The following is a 17,296-nucleotide window of genomic DNA, read 5'->3' on the forward strand; positions in this document are numbered from 1 at the left end:
AGATGAAATGACGGAGGAATCGCCATGATGATACGGGTAGAGCGGCAAGGCGACCACGATGCGGTGCGCGAGGTGGTCAGGAGTGCCTTCGCAACCGCCGAGCACAGCGATGGAAACGAGCATGATCTGGTAGATGCCCTAAGGCAGAGTGGCGCATACGTTCCCGAACTGTCGCTAGTGTGCGAAATTGACGGCGAAATCGTCGGGCACATCATGTTCACCAAGCTGCACGTGGGCGAGCATGTCGCGCTCGCGCTTGCCCCGTTGTCCGTGGCACCGGCATGGCAAAGGCGCGGCATCGGCGCCGCCCTGGTCCGCGAGGGACACAGGATAGCCCGGGAGCTCGGGTACGATTACTCGGTCGTGCTCGGCAGCGACGAGTACTACCCACGCGTCGGCTACGTGCCGGCCGAGACGCTGGGGATTCTCCCGTGCTTCGACGTTCCGAGCGAGAACTTCATGGCTTGTAAGCTTCGCGAGAACGCCCCGACGATATCGGGCATGGTCACGTACGCGAAGGAATTCGGAGAAGGAGCGACATCATGAACTTGACGGGTATCGAGGGAAACGACGTGCTCTGCGTCCTCGTGGAGAGTGACGAGCCGGTCATCACGGACGCGCAATCGGCAATCGATCTGCTGATGAGCGCACAGTACGACGTGGGGTCGAAGAATATCGTGATTCCCAAGCAGCTCATCGCCGAGGACTTCTTCGTCCTCAGCACAGGACTGGCCGGTGAGATATTGCAGAAGTACGTCAACTACGGCGGCCGCATGGCCATCTACGGCGACTATTCGCGCTACACGAGCAAGCCACTCAAGGACTTCATGTACGAGAGCAACAAGGGCAGGGACTTCTTCTTCGTCGCCACGAAAGATGAGGCCATCGCCGCGCTCGCAAAGAGCCGCTGATAGGGGGCGCGAGGCGGGGCTTACAGTAGTCCGATTTTGTGACGATAGACTTGCCTATGCTGCCTGGGGAAAGCCGATGACGCAATACTCGATGACAGATGACTGTCTCTCTCCTATCACAACAATCTCGGCACCACTCATCGCCTCCACCTCACGACGCAACGCACGGACCTCGCGCTTGAGGCTCTCGTTCTCTTGTACGAGCCGGTCATAGCTATACGCAGAATAACCGCCGATTCCACGCCCCTCGCGCGCGTCTTCGACCAACTGCCTGAGATTCTGTTTCCTGTAAAGCGAACTTCGCGCAATCTGCGCACGATCTGCGACCTTGTAGAACGAGGGTGTCTTACCTTCTGCCAACAAAGAGACAATCGCATCACGGACGCTTTCTTCCATGGCGTTCTCTCGCTTCATGCGAAAACACCGCAGCGACGCTGATTGATGATTTCCTGTCATGTTTGGCGACACCTTCCTTCGCAGACGAGCAACTACATCACAAGAGCATTTTACAGGGCAACAGGGACATGAGATTTCTGGCAATTACATGTCGGGAATATCGAATTCGGACTATTGCGACTGTTTTTGTCTAGAGCCAGCTGCAGTACGGTACCTACAGCAACTTATTCATTGGAAGCATGCAGGTGTCACCAAATGAGCAAGAAATTCACGACATGGTTTGCGCAGGTGTTGAGGGTCGAACAAAAAGCGGGTGATCGCAATGCAAGCACCTATGACAACGGTTGAAGTCGTCGTCCCAAAGACGGCCTCCAAAGCGCCTCTGCGCTGGAAGAGGCAGCCACCTCGCATTGTGCTGCCGCGATATAGTCGAAGAAACGAAGTAATCGATTTGAAGAAAAAGGACATTGAAACGAGAAGCGGCACGCTTGTCGTTGGTGACTTGCATTGCAAGCAGGCAGAAATGCTGCCGCGAATTAGTACCGTTGCCAAGGAGCGAGGCACACAAAGCATCGTGCTCTTGGGTGATTACACTGACGAGTGGGGTTCGACGGTTGACGACGTACTCAATGCCCTGGATTTCCAAATCGGCTGGCTAAAGGAACAGACAGCTGACGGCATGAACGTGACCTGCCTTGTGGGAAACCACGATTTCGAATACCTGATTGGTCGCGGCTGCTCCGGCACGCACCACGAGGCGTTCATCGAAATCCGCGACAAGCTGCAGGAAATAGAAATGCAAGCCGCAGCATGTGTCGATGGTTTTCTCCTCACGCATGCCGGGCTCACGCAGGAATGGAGAGACGAGAACCTACCTGGATGTGACGACGCGAGAGCGTGCGCCTCGCGCATCAACGAGTTCTTCTTCGATGGCAGATCTCGCTGCCGAGAAAAGCTTTCGATGGTGGGCTGGGCCCGAGGCGGCTACGGAGTGCCGGGGCCGTTGTGGGCCGACCTCTCGGAGTTACGCGATGACGCAGCACAGGGCATCAATCAAATCGTCGGGCATACACCCGTTCCCACATGCGAAAAAATCGACGGTATCAACGAAACCATCTGGCTATGCGACACCCTCTCTCGTACGACATACAACCGGCCCATCGGGGATGGAACGGCGCTATTGCTCAGCAACGGACACGCTGAGGCGGTTCCGCTGCGTACTTAGCGTAGCAGGCTTGTCATGATGAGAAAGCCTCTTCCGAGCGGTCGCCTGTTACAATCCCGCATTGCATCACTGCATCATCATGTTGTGGCAAAACCTCGCCATAATTGGTAGTGTTCTGCCATATTGAACAACAACGCATATTCACACGCGAACGCATCCAGAGAGGATGACCATGCAGAAGCCGAGCAAAGTGCCTACCGTCTCCCCCACCGCGCACGTGGCGACCGACGCGACCGTCATCGGCGACGTCACCATCGGCGACGAGTGCTGCGTCCTGTTCAACGCGACCATCCGGGGCGACTGCGACAGCTTCGTAAAGCTGGGTGAGCGCACGAACGTGCAGGAAGGCGCATGCCTGCACGTGAGCCACGGTTCGCCCACGATCATCGGCCATGACGTGACCATCGGTCATGCCGCGGTCGTGCACGGCTGCACCATCGGCGACCATTCGCTTGTCGGCATGGGAGCCACGGTACTCGATGGCGCCGAAATCGGGAATCACTGTCTCATCGGAGCCGGAGCACTCGTGACAGGGTCGGCGCGCATCCCGGACGGCATGCTCGTTGTCGGCGCGCCCGCACGGGCGAAACGTCCCCTGACCGACGAGGAAAGGGCCAGCCTGGACGCGAACGCCGCCGAGTACGTTGAGGTGGGATACCAGCTGGCAAGCGAAGGCTGGCTGCTCACGGGCGAGGTGCCCAAGCCGCCGCTAGGGTAGTCTTAATTTGAAATATCCCCATCTTCCTCAGGATGCAATCTCCATCCTTCTTTTAAGTAATCTGCATACGAGGGATACTCACTCGCATAAATGCTTGTAATCTCTTCGCGCATTGGCTCGATGATAGCCAGAAAGGGACGCTCGGGATTCAGCATGAATCCGGATGAATCAGGAAGCCAATTCTCGAAACTCTCAAAATGGTTCGCCTGTGTTTACTCATACACGCAAGCCCAATAATCGGGCTATGTTTCAAAAAGTGTGTCCGAATAAGACCCGTTACCCCAGTTGAACACAAGCAAATCAGGTCCTTGAGTTGGAATCGCCCAACTCGAAGGTGTTTCAAAAAGTGTGTCCGCTTTCCTCTTGACGTGCCTGTTCAGGCAAGCTTTCCGAAGGGAAAAGTTGCCTAGTGGACAGGATGACGCCTTGAGTAGCCCGAGATGCGACGTTTGCGGAAGCGAGATGAAGGGGAACGGATACACGAAGGCAGGGACCAAGCGCTGGCGGTGCAAGTCGTGCGGTGCCTCCAAGACGAGAAGGATTGACAACGCCGCCAAGCTGCTCCGGGCCTTCCTTGCCTGGATCCTCTCCAAGAGGTCGATCGCCGATCTCGGATACAGCAGGTCGACCTTCTGGCGAAAGTGCGCCGGGTTCTGGGAGCTTTGGCCCATCGCCCCTTTCACCGGCGAGGTCTTCGACACGGTCTTTCTCGACGGCATCTGGTTTTCCCACGACGCCGTCGTGCTCGTCGCGCGCTCCAAGGAGCACGTGATCGCATGGCACCTGGCGCAAAGGGAGTGCTCGAGCTCCTGGGCGGCGCTGATGATGAGGATACCCGCTCCGATGCTGGTGGTGTCGGACGGATCCACCGGGCTCGCGAAGGCGGCGCGCACCGTATGGCCCGGCACCAGGATACAGCGCTGCGTCGTGCATGCCGCGCGCCAGGTCAAGCGCTACACGACCAAGAGTCCCAAGCTCGAGTGCGGCCGCGAGCTCCTGGGCATCGCGAACCGCCTGACGAGGGCCAAAGACGAGGACGCGATGAGGGAGTGGCTCGTCGACTACGCGCAGTGGTGCTCCGATTGGAGCGAGTTCCTGAAGGAGTTCACGGTGAAAGACGGCAGGAGGGTCTACACGCACGAGAGGCTGCGGCGGGCCAGGGGAAGCCTCAACCGCCTGGTGAAGGAAGGGACGCTTTTCACATTCATCGAGATGCAAAGGGAGCGCGGCGGGCGCTGGGATTCCACCAACAACCCGATCGAGAGCCTGAACGCGCAACTGAGGGAGATGCTCAGGCTGCATCGGGGATTGCCGCTGCTGCACCGCGTGAAGGCCGTCATGTGGTGGTGCTACATGCACACCGAAGAGCCCGAGAGCCCGGCGGAGATCCTGCGCCGCATGCCGAGGGACGAAGACGTCGACGGGCTTTTCGCAACCGTCTCGGGCGAGGGCCGGCATTCGGATGGAAGCCCGGAGAGGTATGGGAAGGCCATCGACTGGAACGAGTTTCACATGCCGACGAGGTACCGTCAGTGATGTCCCGCCGGACACACTTTTTGAAACATAGCCCCAATAATCTGCCAAATAGGAAATAATCTGTCCGAAATTATACGAGTGCACGCCAAATTGGCAGCGAGCGGAACTTTCCCCGCTGCTTAAGTCTATAAACTCATAATGACCCTTGAGAGGCAAATGTACGTATTCACATAATGCTCCATATAATCTGCCGACAGGCTTTATCTTTGCCTTAAGACGACCGATGGATTTCGTAGGCGAAATTTTCTCCGCTTCTTCCAAATCCTTCGCCTTGCAGGCGTTATACGCCCATGCGATTTGCTCTAGCATCAACCTACTCATAGCATGAGCCTCGATCATATGGCCTTCCCTGTATAACATTGCGGCGACATAATAAGTATTCTTCGCCCGAGTTAAGGCCGCATCTGAATATACCTCTCCCGCGTTCGGCTCAGCTTCAGGATGCATCCGCCGCATCGTGTCTTCCATGTGCTGCTTTCCCGCAAAGTACATTCTCTGAAACGCCAGATGTATATCTGGAATGTCAGGCTCACTACTAGAAACAAGATGCCTCAAAGCGTAGTCAAATGGTGTGCCCAAATTATGTGCAGCAATCGCCGCCTGAACATATTCGACCAGCTTTTTCGGTGCATTTCTTGATATATGGACAGCATGTGCCGAATAGCCAATCTGCGTGTAGTCTTCAAGGAGATCTCGACTTGCTTCAGCACGCATTTGTTCAAACGTCTCGTATGGCACCCCTTCTGCAAACGATGCGCTAATCCCCTGGTACCCCGTGTTATTTTCCGCATCATCCTCATCGCTTGTCATCATATCGATTGGATCATCCTCAGCATTGCTGTATCTGTATAGGAGCTTGCGAGATGAGGTCAAACGGTAACCGTTATCCATTAACATTTGTATCGAATCTTTACCTACGGACCTCGGGTCATATTTGGTGTTCTGTTCCTGGGAAGCGTAATACCCATCAGCAGCATCAGCCAGGTAGCAGCAAAGTTCGGGCATCACACCAATATATTGATAAACAGCATGCGGGAGCTTATCAAAGAAGTCTTGTAGATTAGCAGCTTCGTAAGCTTCTCGCGATAACTCGAGTTTATGGATGTAAAGCACATCAACATACATCCCAGAAGGACTTTCGATAAGCCCTTCGCCCTCTAAATCAGTGGCTACTTCGCATAAATCCGCATTGCAATCATCGCATTCCATAACGATATTGCGCTTATCCCTATAGGCCTGTGCGCCGAATATGAATGCACCGTCAAGATGACCAACCAAGTCCACCTTCGCATCATCACCGTAAAGGGAGATGACGGTATCCCCATCTTCTTGTTCAAGCGCGAAGTTCATTGTCAGCCATGTGATATGCGGAAACTCTTCTTCAAATAACCTAGTACTTTCGTACTCCTTCCCATTTTCAAACGGAACGGAAATAAGCAAGTCCTTGAAATTTAGCTCTGCTGACATGATGACTATCCTTAAATACGTTTAGCGATAATAAATGGCTTGTCTCGATGTTTACATTTAACTCGCGGCGGACAGAGACCGAAGAAAATATCCGTCAATCCGCAACTCTTCGAATCTCTCGAAACCACTCTGCTGCAGGAAACGAGCCGCTACATGGAACCCCCGCGATCGGCCAGCTCCCCGAATTCTTCGCTCGTCATCGTCTGCACGGAATACCCCTCGCAGGCGTAGAGGCTCTCGTGAAACGGCGCGCTGTTCTTGTGACAGCGGATGAACTGCATCGCCTTGCCCGTCGAGGCATCGAACCCGACGACCCATACGTAATCACTTGACATACCCATCACATCCCATCGTCATCGAAACCCGTGACGTCAATCGAAAACGCCACGTCGACGATTGTATGCGTGGGGTGTGACACGGTTTCACTGTTCGAGTCGCTGCGCGACGTGCCCAGCAACGAGGGGCTGAAGGGATACGAGCTGAAGGACTCGTTCATGGGCAGCGAGGGGGTCGCCCTCGTAATGCTCACCGCATCCCCATCTGCCTGTCACTGAATCTCTCGGAGGTCTACGTCCTCTTCGGCGCGCTCGCGGAATACGTCCGCGGGAAAGACGGGCAGGACTCGCACCGCAAGACCGCCAAGCGCCTCGCGGGCATGGCCAAGTCCCAGCTGAGCGATTATGCGAAGGAGAGGCTTCAAGCGCGGCAGCATGCGAGTTCATCTAGGGCATGACATCAAGCGCAAGAACAAACGGCTGCGCCCCATCGTGCGCCGTGCAGATGATGATTGCGACATCGTGCCGTTGGCAGAGGTGATTGACGTGAGGAGGGGTGCGGGGTGAAATTCTTGCAGACATTGTGAATGACGGGCTCATCTTAGTGCGGCTATAAAACTCTTCAATTCATCTGCGAATGTAACAACTCTTAAGAAAAGGTTTTCCATTTACTTATTACACCCCTTACCCGAAAATACTAAGTGAACAATGAGGAAAAGGAGAGACCGTGTCCAACAAAAAGCATCGCTGGAGTCTTGAAGAAGATACATATTGCTGTGAAACATGCGTCAAATACTATGTTGCGGAAAAATCAAACATGCCTGTCGAAGTTCTTGTCAAAGAATTGTCTGAGCATTTTCCGAATATCTCAACAACATCGCTAAGAATGAAAATCCAGAATATTAAGCAAATTCTTGAAGAAGAAGGAATAGAAAACAGTTTACGTATTGGTCCACTCTCAAATTATTCGCAGCAAAACAAGAAAGCTATGCAAAACGTATTAAGAAAGCAATGACGAAGAAGGAGCTTCTGCGAAGCTTTGGTAAAAGCGCTATCTGGGGCACAGACGCTCCATCAGACTCTAAGTCAAGAAGACGATGCCCGTGCGGCTCACGCTACCTATGAGAATCGCCATCACATTTTCGTTCCCTGAACGGTCAGCCCGGTATACCCTAGCCATTTCAGCAATCGGTACTGGATGACCCGCGCTATTCAACCTCGACTAGACCAAGCACCTTGGCTAAGGTTACGGTTACGTCAAAAACTAGGTTCCATACGTGCATGATTTTATCTTCCACTTTGAGCGGCAATCTGAACAAATCGTCAATATCAGCCTCGAAGATATAGTGACCTCGTGCAATTTCTCGTGCTTCTTTTTTAAATTCGTCGTAATGCTCTTGGTCGTCGAATATTACAATCGCCTGCTCATCTTCGATCTGACTTTCGATATTCGAATACTTTTCATTGAGAATATCGAGAATCTCTTTTGCTCTTCGGTAATAGACGGACTCCGCTTTCCTCAAGGCACGCGCAAACGCATGATTCTCTAAATATGAATTCAGGATAGGATCTTCAACATCAGATATCGAAACGTGGTCTATAAGATTGAAATCATCCAGCAATTCATCAGGCGTTGCATCAGGATAAGTGGCCGCACAGATATCAAGCGCAATTCTCCCAGCAATCCAGAAAAGCGGCTCATCTTCCCCAAAAACAAAAGGAGACTTATCGATCATGTTTACTGCGTCAATAAGCTCTTCGCAGTGATACGAACTACACGAAACAAAGTATTTTCGAACTCTAACCCCCAGAGCCTCGCTTGAGATTCTTCCGCTCAAGTAAAACGAATGCTTTTCTAGCCATTCATCAAGCTTGACCCGAGAAGCTTCGCTTGGCCCATCATCGTAGAGATTCTGTTTGCCATCTCCGGATATCGAATGATATATGTTCGATTCGTAAAGGAACTTACTCTTGCATTTTTCAAGCACTTGAGCAAAACGCGACGCGTTAATTAGGTCTTCCGATGGATTGAAACGAATGTTGCAATGATAGTTAGAATTAATCTGATCCCAATCTTCAGGTTTTAAAGATGCAACTAATTTATTGGCTAGCAGCATATCTTCGGCAGCTTGGCGATAAACAATACCCCTCGTTTTGCTGTCAATACCCTCAGCCCAACCCCCAAAGCATTCCTTATCTAATTCTCGTAGCTCCTTTTCGGCATCGTCAAGGGCGTTCACAAGCTCCTGTTGAATTCTGCCTAGCTCAAGTCTGGCATGCGAGACGGATATCCTTTTCGCAGGATCCTGATACGTCATACGCCGAACTAGATCATCTAAATCACCGAGCAACGGCTCTGCCTGAGATATTGTTTTGAAGTTGCTCCCACGAGGAATGCTCCCAGTGAATATTTCATTTGTAATGAGCCCAACAGCAAAGACATCGACAGCAGCAGTAATCTTCGTTTGATCAGCACCCTTCCCCTGCTCGGGGGCAAAATATAAACGATTCGCCAGCAAATCTTTTGTTTTGGTAACTGAAAAATCTTCAAAATGAGCAATGCCGAAATCTGCAAGAACTGGAAGATTATCCATCCCAATAAGAATGTTCTCAGGCTTTATGTCTCGATGGATGACCCCATCTGAGTGAATCACTTCTACGGCACCGTATAGTTTCAGAAGAAGATTGATCTTTTCGTTGATGCCGAGATTCACATCGTCCATCGTTTTACGCAAATCACGTTCATAGTACGGCATCACATACAGAAGGGATGTGGTTCTTTTGCCGCCCTTCCCAGTTTCCTCAATCTCTTCAGCGCCGATTATCTGAATAATGTTGTCAGAATGATAATGTCTGCAATACTCAACTTCTTTTCTAAAACGCTTATTCTTAGTCTTGTTCTTCTTCTTTTTTTCATCAAGTAACGGTACTTTCTTTATTGCATAGGTTTTATCTTCTGATATGGCACAAATTACCGTCCCCGTCCCTCCTTGCCCCAGCTGTCCCCTTTTAGAGAGTGAGTACTTAACTCCTTCAATCGATACTTCCGTCACTTGAACTCCCTTTCCAGACCTTCATCGATTTTGAGCATGCAGAGATAATCCATTTAAGTCTCCGATTTAAATAATTATTGAAAGGCCATTATATGGGGCAAACTTCCAATAACACCCCGGATACGCTGCTCAAGGAAACCGAGAACGAATAACTCAACAACAGACGATTGCACTTCCCCTATCGCGAAAACCCCAACATCGCTCACTGCCCTCATCTCGCAACACAATTTGCAAACATCGCGTCAAAACTCTCGTTCCTCGCAAAAGCTCCTCGTGCTTGCGCGCAGAATAATCACCTATTCCACGCTCTACGCGTGCATTTTCGACCATCTGCTTTAGAGTTTGCCTCCTGCAAAGCGAGTTTCGTACAATCCGCTCACGCCTCCGCAACCCTGCAGAACAAGGTATCCCCCTTCCGCCAGCAGCAAGACAATCGCATCGCTACGCTTTCCTCCATCACGTCTTTTCAACCGGCATAGAGGTGCTACAGCGTCGTCGATTGATGATTATCGATCATGCCTGACGCCCTCCCTCGAGCGTCAAAATAGGAGCATGCCGCCATGATCTTTGGCGACGCGTTGCCGATATCATAATCGAACTCAGTAATATCGGGACTTGCCCTCTCATAGGTCACGTCGTAGGTGATCCGGTTCTCCGTCATTCATGGCACTCGGTCGAATTGTTTTCATTTACTGAAAACTTATTCAGTGAATAATTTTTCAGCAAATCGCCTTACCCACCGGCTCCCTACTTGCCAGCGCTCCGCCTTCACAAAAACACGTCAGCGACCTCGTCAGCAGTGAGGGCCCGCTGCTCTTCGGGCGAAAGGCTCGCCTCGCCGTCACCATCCTGCGAGCCGTACGAGCCGAACTGGGCGTGGTTGCCGCCGGGGATGACGAGCTCGCGCGCGTCCTCGCCGAGGTTTCCCTCGTTGTCGGCGGCGGCCCGGCGGTTCAGCACCCCATCCGAATCCCCCGTGACGCTCAGCACCGTGACGCCGTCATCGGAGAGGTCGGCGGTGGAATAGGCCCCCAGCAGCACGAGGCCGTCCCACGACCGCGCGTGGCCGTCGAGGTAGCCGGCCGCCATGACGCCACCGAGCGAGTGCCCCATCAGGATCCATCTCTGCACGGCGGGAAACTGCCCCTGCACGCCGTCGGCCCCGTTCGCGTCGAGCACGGACAGGTTGAACGGCATGCAGACGATTACGCAGAGGAACCCGCGCTCGGCCAGGTCCTGCATGAGCGGCGCGTACGCCTCAGCCTGCACCTTGCCTCCGGGGTAGAAGACGATTCCGGCCCGCGGATCGTCGGGGACGAAGGCGATGTCGCCGCCCTCCAGCCGCTGCACGGCCACGGTGTCGGTCGGTTCCATGGCGGCCAGGGCCGCGTCATCCGCGTGATAGTAGTCGCCCACGTAGACGCCGAAGCCTATGATGCCGGCGACGATGATCGCGAGGACGGCCACCAGGGCGATCTTCAGCTTGCGGTGGGTCTTGCGGACCGGGGTATGCTCCACCTTGCCCGCGAGCAGCTCCTCTTCGCATGCCGGCTCGGCGGCGTTGGTGATGTCCGATTTACTCTCCAGGGTCATGGCCTGCTCCCGCTCGGGCGGATTGCAACATGCGTCTCGCGGATGCATATCGCATCCCGATTGCAGCTCCTACCGTGAAAGTCTTTTAGCTGACGTCGATTTGAGGTAGTTCTTCTTCAAATCCCTCGCACTCATGAAAAACTCTTTCTCGGAATTGCTAAGGCCTTCACACTTGAGCTTCTCTTCGAGGAGCGTGAGCGTGCAGAACATATCCGCAGCTTGGAACAGGCTGTAGTCCGACGGTGAGACCTTTCTGACGTCGGCCTCGAGGAAGGCGTTGAAGAGCGTGTTCACCAGGTTGGTGATCTCCTTCTGGCCGTTGTCATAATAGACAATGATACGGTCGAAAGACTGCAAGAAGCCCAGGTTATCGCGCAGGAAAGAGCTCACCTCGCGCGATATCCGGGAAACCATTTTGTCGTGATCGGCAAACTCCCGCTTCCTGAAGACGAAGGACTTGTAGGAGATATCGCAAAGACGCATGAACGTAAACAGCGATCGGAAGAGCTTTCGACGCGCCGTCAGGTCCATACTCACGTAATCCCTTTCGCGTCTGATGAGCGGAGCGGAGTGCACGGCATGGTCTTCGGAAAGGCCCTGCTCGACAAGATGGCGTCTCAGATGATCAATCTGGTCTGCGATGTCAGCGCTCTGATCATGAAAGACCAACGTGATGATGTAGTACGGAGCATGATGTTCGTATGGGCCAAAGTCACCCGACTCGTCTATGAACACACTGAGCTCAGCCATGGGTCTCCTGAAAATGAAATGGCGGGGAAAAAGTCCCCGCCCTTGGGTGGACCAGGGCCTTTCGGCCAGCCCAGAATATGACTAGTTTATAGCACGTTTTCATAACCCCGTCCATAGGCGCGCGCTTCCTAGAACCACCACTCGAGCGAGTCCTCGATCACGTCCTTTCCACGAAGCTGTTCGACCCACCCCTTGGGGATTGAGTCATAACCGTACATTGCACCTGCCAGAGCTCCCGCGACGCAGGCAGTCGTGTCGGAATCGTCCCCGAGGTTCACCGCGGCAAGAACGCAACTGGCGTAGTCGTCCGTGTTGAGAGCGCACCAAAGCGCGGCACCGAGCGTGTCTATGACGTAGCCTGTCGAGCGCACGTCGTCACGGCTCCACGACTCGATCTCGCGCATAAAGCCGAAGCGGGGGTCGTCGGGGATGTTGCCCTTGATCGCAGTAGTGAGGGCTTCGCCTCGCAACACCTCCCGCAGGATGCGCACGAACGCGACGCACGCCTCCTTCGAGATGACATGGGCATGGGTCACCGCCGACGCGTCCCTGATCTCGTCATCGCTTGCGGTCGTCAGCGCAAGCGGCGCGATGCGCATGAGAGAACCGTTGCCGTTCGAGCGCTCCCCATCGCAACCATGGCCGCTCCGTAGACGATGCCACGCAGCTGCCTGCCGCCTTATCAATTGCTTCTGGAGTACGGGATCGAAGAGCCTTGGAAGAAGAGAAGCAACACAAAACAAGACGCTTTCGTCAAACGGATCAACAAAGATGCCGGAGCGTTTCTCCGCAACAGCCTGATGCCTGAAATGCTGGCCTATCTCAAAGAGCAACATATCGTCGATGCGTCTTTGCGCATCGACGAGGACGCCCCCCCCCCCCAACGCTCAGATTCTTCTATCCGCAGTCCTTTTCCGATGATTCCATTTTGCAAGAAATCCGATTGGAGACAGGCGCCCTTGCGGCGTGGACGCCCACAACAGTGGCGCTCATCAGCCCGTATATTGCAGAGGCGTTCCCGGAGGCCTTTGCTCGCCTGACAACATCAGTGCTGGCAGTTTCTCCCGAAAGGACGTTCTGGGAAAAGACGACCATCCTGCACAAGGAGGCATTCCGCACGAACGGAAGGTCTCCCTCCAGATACTCTCGCCACTACTACGATCTTTACATGCTTGCGAATTCTGATGTCAAGTCGCGAGCACTAAATGATACGAACCTTCTCAAGAGTGTAGCGGATTTCAAGATGGCTTTCTGGCGGTCGAACACCGCACGACATGACCTATGCGCTCCCGGAACGCTGAAGCTCATGCCTCCAAAGGGGTCCCTCCCTTTGGTCGAAGAAGACTATGCATCCATGCGAAATATTATTTTCGGCGATGCTCCCGACTTCGGCGAACTGATATTGGGAATATCCGAGCTTGAATCTGAGATTAATAATCCCGAGCCTTCAAAAGGGTAATACTGTGCATATATCGAAGATAAGAATCCGAGAGTTTAAAGCATTACGAAAGCAGCCTCGGTCTTGCCATGAACTTAATTCAGATGGGCATAGAAAACAAAACTAGCAATGATTAGATCTTAGTTAGCACCCACAGAAGCTAGACGAGATTTCGGGATATTCCTAAAGCCCCATGCGCATCCTGACACGATGAGCAATGTTTTGCCCCAAACCTGTGAAACGCACGATCCGTGGCTCTGAGAGCCCTATGTCATAGAAGCGACAAATCATGGAATCCGCTCTAGTTTTGGCATCATCGCTATTAGACACCGATCTTGAAAGACGCGCCCGCCATGCTCATGCAGACCATTGTGGTGCTGGGAACATGAAGTATTTGAGGCAACTCTCCAACGGAAATATTCGCATACCGAGAAACTCGTCAAAGATTGAAACATAGGACATAACGTAGTCATTATGCCCCTCTCTGAAGCACCTGCCATGCAATTTAGTTCGACCACTCCATTCCAGACGCATCCTTCTTATCTATCGAAAGGTAATCCTCCTTGCATCCCCAAGTGTTAGTTTCGACCTCCAAAAGTCTTCGAAGGAATACCTGATACATTTCATCAGACTGCTCTCCGTCCAGGGTGAGAACCATAAAGCAATCACATAGATCACTTGCTAAGTTTCCGACTAAAAATAGAAGATCGGATTTTTGCTGATTAGGGGTAATTGGCAAATTTGCAATTTCCTCTAAAAGAATTGTTGCCATCGACAAAGAACAGATAGTCGCCACAGAGCTTTCGTCAAATTCCGCATACAAATCCGGCTCATAGAAGAAAGAGCGTGCAGTCAATGCATCAATATGCACGAATTGGCATGCATATCTGTAGAAAAGACCTCTTAATTCCTTGTCTGCGCAGGTTCCATTCCTCTCGCACTCAGCACCGATCTTCAGCTCGTCCTTCCTATTGCGCTTAGGGGCATCAGAGCCAAATAGCGAGTCAATCCTGAGCTTTTTGTAATTAATCACGCCATCTTTTATCTCAAACCCATATTCAGCAAATGATAGAGAGGGCAGGATCTTGCTTGTGAAGAAATCTTCGTCACAGTTGATAGATCTCATACTTATGTAGCTTTCGAATAGGCTCCTTCCCAACGCATAGATCGATGCGGGTTCGGCAATCTCACGCAACTTCGAGATTGAGTTAATCGTTTTAACAGCCCGAATTGCCATAAAAGGCACATACTCTGCGAGCGAATAAGGTGGCGCCTCGATATCGCCTCTGTCTTTATTTTGGTAGTTCAAAAAATAATTTAGTCCGCTTGTCAAAGAAGACGCGACATTGCTTATCCGCTCGTCAATGATTTCGTTTCCCATTAGAACAAGCGCAGGAATACTTACATTCAGTCCTTCCCCGCAATCTCCGGTCCTCAAACGAGCGGCTTCGTCAACTATTTCATCATACTCTTCCATATATGCAGAAAATGCGTCTAGATCGTACTGGGTCAAATATCTTTCGTTCATTGCACACGGCATGAGACCCTCTGTACGATACATTGCATATATCCAACTCTCTGACATGCCGCTTTCTCGTAGCGGTGGCATCAAGGCTTTGTAGTAGCTATTGCTATGGCGCTCTGCATCAAAGCTAATCAAGTCATCTGATCCAGGTTCTCTACCGAACAGCTTGCAGAATTTGTCACGAGAACGATGAAAAGCTTCGAGGTGTTCTTCAGGTATCAAAGCTTCATACTTTGATACAAACGAACCATCATCGTCTCTAAACCAGTTAATGCCTTTCTTCTTGCAACATTTTTTATATTTCTTTCCTCTACCGCAAGGGCACTTTTCATTCGGACTGACCTCTTTCATAAATACCTCCAATACGAAATATTTTGGATGGCATTAGAGCAAGCATCTTTCCGTCCTCAAATTCGTACACCAAAAGGAACGGGTATATGGATGCTCTCACACAAATCTAGGACAAAAAATGCTACATCTAGATTGAAAAGCAAGAGAAGATTCCGCAAATGCTGGACATGCATAGGCTATACAGAGATAAAGCATACCAATTACTACAGCACTTCCAGCACAAATTATCAAAGCAGCCAGCGCCTTCGCTATTCCTTGAAAAAAGTGATTGAATCGTTTCGAGAGTTGTTATCTTCGCCCACAAAGTATCCAATAAGCGGATATTAACTAACAAGCATCTGCGCTATTCCCACTCCACGGTACTCGGCGGCTTGGACGTGATGTCGTAGACCACGCGGTTGATCCCCGGGACCTCGGCCACGATGCGGCTGCTGATCCGCCCGAGCACGTCGTAGGGCAGCTTGGCCCAGTCCGCCGTCATCGCGTCGCTACTCTCCACCGCGCGCAGGATGATCGGGCGCGCGTAGGTGCGCTCGTCGCCCATCACGCCGACGCTGCGTATGTCGGGCAGCACCGCGAAGTACTGCCACACGGCCCGCTCGATGACGGGCCCGCCGGCGCATCCGCGCTCGACCTCGCCATTTGGCTCGCCGCTCTCCTCGGCGATCATCGCGTTGTACGCGTCGAGCTCCTCGCGCACGATCGCGTCGGCCTCCTTGAGCATTGCGAGCTTCTCGGGCGTCACGTCGCCGATGATGCGGATCGCCAAGCCCGGCCCCGGGAACGGCTGGCGCTGCACGATGTGGTCGGGCAGCCCGAGCGCCGTACCCAGCGCGCGCACCTCGTCCTTGAAGAAGTGATCGAGTGGCTCGATGAGCTCGAAGCTCACACCGTCCGGGAACGGAATCAGGTTATGGTGGCTCTTGATGGTCGAGGCCTTGCCGCCAGTCTTGCGCGCGCCGCTCTCGATGATGTCGGGATAGATCGTGCCCTGCGCCAAAAAGCGCACCGGGCGGTCGTCCTCGGCCAGTTCCTCGGCCACGGCGAAGAACTCCTTCCAGAACTGCTCGCCGATGATGCGACGCTTCTGCTCCGGGTCGGTCACGCCGGCCAGCAGCTGCGCGTAACGGTCCTCGGCGTGCACGTGCACGAAGTCGACGTCGAACTGCTTGGTGAAGACCTCCTCGACCTGCTCGGGCTCGTCCTTGCGCAGTAGCCCGTGGTTCACGAACACGCAGGTCACCTGGTCACCGATGGCCTTCGAGACGAGCGCCGCCACGACGCTCGAGTCCACGCCGCCGGAAAGCCCCAGGATCACGCGGCTGTCCCCCACCTGCTCGCGAATCGCCGCGACCGAATCCTCGATGATCGAGTCCATCGTCCAGCTCTTCTCGAGCCCGCAGATGTCGAAGAGGAAGTTGGCGAGCATCTGGTTGCCGTGAGGCGTGTGGCGCACCTCGGGATGGAACTGCGTCGCGTACAGCCCGCGCTCGGCATCCTCCATGGACGCAACCGGGCAGATGTCAGTATGCGAGGTGATGACGAAGCCGTCGGGCACCTCGGTCACGGCATCGCGGTGGCTCATCCACACGGTCTGCTCGTGCGGCGTGTCCGCGAGCAACCGCGAATCGGAACCCGCGCGCGTGATCTTGGCCGGGCCGTACTCGCCCTTGTCGGTGTGTCCCACCGCGCCGCCGAGCGCCACGGCCATGGCCTGCTGCCCGTAGCAGAAGCCGAGCACGGGAATCCCCAGCTCGAAGATGGCCGCGTCCACGCTGGGCGCGTCCTCGGCGTACACGCTTGCCGGACCGCCCGACAGGATGATCGCCGACGGCGCCAGCTCGCGCACCTCGTCGGCCGTGATGTCGCAGGGTACGATTTCGGAGTAAACCCCCAGGTCACGAACGCGCCGGGCAATGAGCTGCCCGTACTGCGCTCCAAAATCCAACACGATGACCAATTGCTGTGGGGTTGCGGACGTCGCCACGGTGCCTCCTCGAAGATGTCGAATGTATCGCATGGATTCTACACCCTCCCCCGCCGTCACCATGTTTCGCG

Annotated in this window: 16 protein-coding genes and 1 pseudogene; 8 read left to right on the forward strand and 9 right to left on the reverse strand. The window is 53.5% G+C overall.

Translation table 11 applies throughout. The features are described 5' to 3' along the window. Nucleotides 1-24: 24 nt before the first annotated feature. Nucleotides 25-546, forward strand: coding sequence for an N-acetyltransferase (locus OIM11_07075; GenBank protein HJJ00889.1), 522 nt, complete (start codon nt 25-27; stop codon nt 544-546). After that, a complete protein-coding gene (locus tag OIM11_07080; GenBank protein HJJ00890.1) occupies nt 543-911 on the forward strand; it encodes a DUF4180 domain-containing protein in 369 nt (122 codons plus the stop codon). The genes OIM11_07075 and OIM11_07080 overlap by 4 nt, the downstream gene beginning before the upstream one ends. A gap of 54 nt (nt 912-965) precedes the next feature. Here OIM11_07080 and OIM11_07085 read toward each other — a convergent pair whose 3' ends face one another. Next, on the reverse strand, nt 966-1,325 hold the full coding sequence (locus OIM11_07085) for a hypothetical protein (GenBank protein ID HJJ00891.1): 360 nt from the start codon (nt 1,323-1,325) through the stop codon (nt 966-968). Between the two features lie 316 nt (nt 1,326-1,641). Here OIM11_07085 and OIM11_07090 point away from each other — a divergent pair, with 316 nt between their 5' ends. From OIM11_07090 to OIM11_07100, 3 genes are all read left to right on the forward strand, one after another. After that, nucleotides 1,642-2,532 (forward strand): metallophosphoesterase, encoded by an 891-nt coding sequence (locus tag OIM11_07090; protein HJJ00892.1) that lies wholly within the window; start codon nt 1,642-1,644, stop codon nt 2,530-2,532. 172 nt (nt 2,533-2,704) lie between these two features. Beyond that, the gene (locus OIM11_07095; GenBank protein HJJ00893.1) at nt 2,705-3,250 is read left to right on the forward strand and encodes a gamma carbonic anhydrase family protein; all 546 of its coding nucleotides are present in this window, start codon (nt 2,705-2,707) and stop codon (nt 3,248-3,250) included. 348 nt (nt 3,251-3,598) lie between these two features. Beyond that, complete coding sequence (locus OIM11_07100) at nt 3,599-4,786, forward strand: IS1249 family transposase (protein HJJ00894.1); 1,188 nt, start codon at nt 3,599-3,601, stop codon at nt 4,784-4,786. A 1,616-nt stretch (nt 4,787-6,402) separates the two neighbouring features. Here OIM11_07100 and OIM11_07105 read toward each other — a convergent pair. After that, on the reverse strand, nt 6,403-6,588 hold the full coding sequence (locus OIM11_07105) for a hypothetical protein (protein ID HJJ00895.1): 186 nt from the start codon (nt 6,586-6,588) through the stop codon (nt 6,403-6,405). A gap of 5 nt (nt 6,589-6,593) precedes the next feature. After that, a complete protein-coding gene (locus tag OIM11_07110; protein HJJ00896.1) occupies nt 6,594-6,782 on the reverse strand; it encodes a hypothetical protein in 189 nt (62 codons plus the stop codon). 181 nt (nt 6,783-6,963) lie between these two features. Here OIM11_07110 and OIM11_07115 point away from each other — a divergent pair, with 181 nt between their 5' ends. Together OIM11_07115 and OIM11_07120 are read left to right on the forward strand one after the other, a co-directional pair. Beyond that, nucleotides 6,964-7,095 (forward strand): hypothetical protein, encoded by a 132-nt coding sequence (locus OIM11_07115; protein HJJ00897.1) that lies wholly within the window; start codon nt 6,964-6,966, stop codon nt 7,093-7,095. A gap of 160 nt (nt 7,096-7,255) precedes the next feature. Beyond that, nucleotides 7,256-7,543 carry a hypothetical protein gene (locus OIM11_07120; protein ID HJJ00898.1) on the forward strand — a complete coding sequence of 96 codons (288 nt, stop codon included), beginning with the start codon at nt 7,256-7,258 and terminating at the stop codon, nt 7,541-7,543. A gap of 193 nt (nt 7,544-7,736) precedes the next feature. On the opposite strand, the gene OIM11_07125 is transcribed toward OIM11_07120, so the two are convergent. The 4 genes from OIM11_07125 to OIM11_07140 form a co-directional block, all read right to left on the reverse strand. Continuing rightward, nucleotides 7,737-9,581: a protein kinase gene (locus tag OIM11_07125; GenBank protein HJJ00899.1), complete on the reverse strand. Its 1,845-nt coding sequence runs from the start codon at nt 9,579-9,581 to the stop codon at nt 7,737-7,739. Between the two features lie 768 nt (nt 9,582-10,349). Next, on the reverse strand, nt 10,350-11,174 hold the full coding sequence (locus tag OIM11_07130) for an alpha/beta hydrolase (GenBank protein ID HJJ00900.1): 825 nt from the start codon (nt 11,172-11,174) through the stop codon (nt 10,350-10,352). A 69-nt stretch (nt 11,175-11,243) separates the two neighbouring features. Further along, nucleotides 11,244-11,924 carry a DUF3800 domain-containing protein gene (locus OIM11_07135; protein ID HJJ00901.1) on the reverse strand — a complete coding sequence of 227 codons (681 nt, stop codon included), beginning with the start codon at nt 11,922-11,924 and terminating at the stop codon, nt 11,244-11,246. 128 nt (nt 11,925-12,052) lie between these two features. Further along, nucleotides 12,053-12,760: an ADP-ribosylglycohydrolase family protein gene (locus OIM11_07140; protein ID HJJ00902.1), complete on the reverse strand. Its 708-nt coding sequence runs from the start codon at nt 12,758-12,760 to the stop codon at nt 12,053-12,055. Nucleotides 12,761-12,810: 50 nt separating this feature from the next. On the opposite strand from OIM11_07140, the pseudogene OIM11_07145 reads away from it, so the two are divergent. Continuing rightward, nucleotides 12,811-13,383: pseudogene (locus tag OIM11_07145) on the forward strand (nucleotidyl transferase AbiEii/AbiGii toxin family protein). A 484-nt stretch (nt 13,384-13,867) separates the two neighbouring features. On the opposite strand, the gene OIM11_07150 reads toward OIM11_07145, so the two are convergent. Together OIM11_07150 and guaA are read right to left on the reverse strand one after the other, a co-directional pair. Beyond that, nucleotides 13,868-15,238 carry an SEC-C metal-binding domain-containing protein gene (locus tag OIM11_07150; GenBank protein HJJ00903.1) on the reverse strand — a complete coding sequence of 457 codons (1,371 nt, stop codon included), beginning with the start codon at nt 15,236-15,238 and terminating at the stop codon, nt 13,868-13,870. 343 nt (nt 15,239-15,581) lie between these two features. After that, nucleotides 15,582-17,258: a glutamine-hydrolyzing GMP synthase gene (gene guaA / locus OIM11_07155; GenBank protein ID HJJ00904.1), complete on the reverse strand. Its 1,677-nt coding sequence runs from the start codon at nt 17,256-17,258 to the stop codon at nt 15,582-15,584. Between the last annotated feature and the right edge of the window lie 38 nt (nt 17,259-17,296).

It is taken from the genome of Coriobacteriaceae bacterium (assembly GCA_025992705.1).
Taxonomy (GTDB): domain Bacteria; phylum Actinomycetota; class Coriobacteriia; order Coriobacteriales; family QAMH01; genus QAMH01.

What these genes read in the sequence shown, in the direction of transcription:
- OIM11_07075 (HJJ00889.1), top strand. Translation starts at nt 25, where the DNA reads ATGATGATACGGGTAGAGCGGCAAGGCGACCACGATGCGGTGCGCGAG.
- OIM11_07080 (HJJ00890.1), top strand. Translation starts at nt 543, where the DNA reads ATGAACTTGACGGGTATCGAGGGAAACGACGTGCTCTGCGTCCTCGTG.
- OIM11_07085 (HJJ00891.1), bottom strand. Translation starts at nt 1,325, where the DNA reads ATGAAGCGAGAGAACGCCATGGAAGAAAGCGTCCGTGATGCGATTGTC.
- OIM11_07090 (HJJ00892.1), top strand. Translation starts at nt 1,642, where the DNA reads ATGACAACGGTTGAAGTCGTCGTCCCAAAGACGGCCTCCAAAGCGCCT.
- OIM11_07095 (HJJ00893.1), top strand. Translation starts at nt 2,705, where the DNA reads ATGCAGAAGCCGAGCAAAGTGCCTACCGTCTCCCCCACCGCGCACGTG.
- OIM11_07105 (HJJ00895.1), bottom strand. Translation starts at nt 6,588, where the DNA reads ATGTCAAGTGATTACGTATGGGTCGTCGGGTTCGATGCCTCGACGGGC.
- OIM11_07115 (HJJ00897.1), top strand. Translation starts at nt 6,964, where the DNA reads ATGCGAGTTCATCTAGGGCATGACATCAAGCGCAAGAACAAACGGCTG.
- OIM11_07130 (HJJ00900.1), bottom strand. Translation starts at nt 11,174, where the DNA reads ATGACCCTGGAGAGTAAATCGGACATCACCAACGCCGCCGAGCCGGCA.
- OIM11_07135 (HJJ00901.1), bottom strand. Translation starts at nt 11,924, where the DNA reads ATGGCTGAGCTCAGTGTGTTCATAGACGAGTCGGGTGACTTTGGCCCA.
- OIM11_07140 (HJJ00902.1), bottom strand. Translation starts at nt 12,760, where the DNA reads ATGTTGCTCTTTGAGATAGGCCAGCATTTCAGGCATCAGGCTGTTGCG.
- OIM11_07150 (HJJ00903.1), bottom strand. Translation starts at nt 15,238, where the DNA reads ATGAAAGAGGTCAGTCCGAATGAAAAGTGCCCTTGCGGTAGAGGAAAG.
- guaA (HJJ00904.1), bottom strand. Translation starts at nt 17,258, where the DNA reads ATGCGATACATTCGACATCTTCGAGGAGGCACCGTGGCGACGTCCGCA.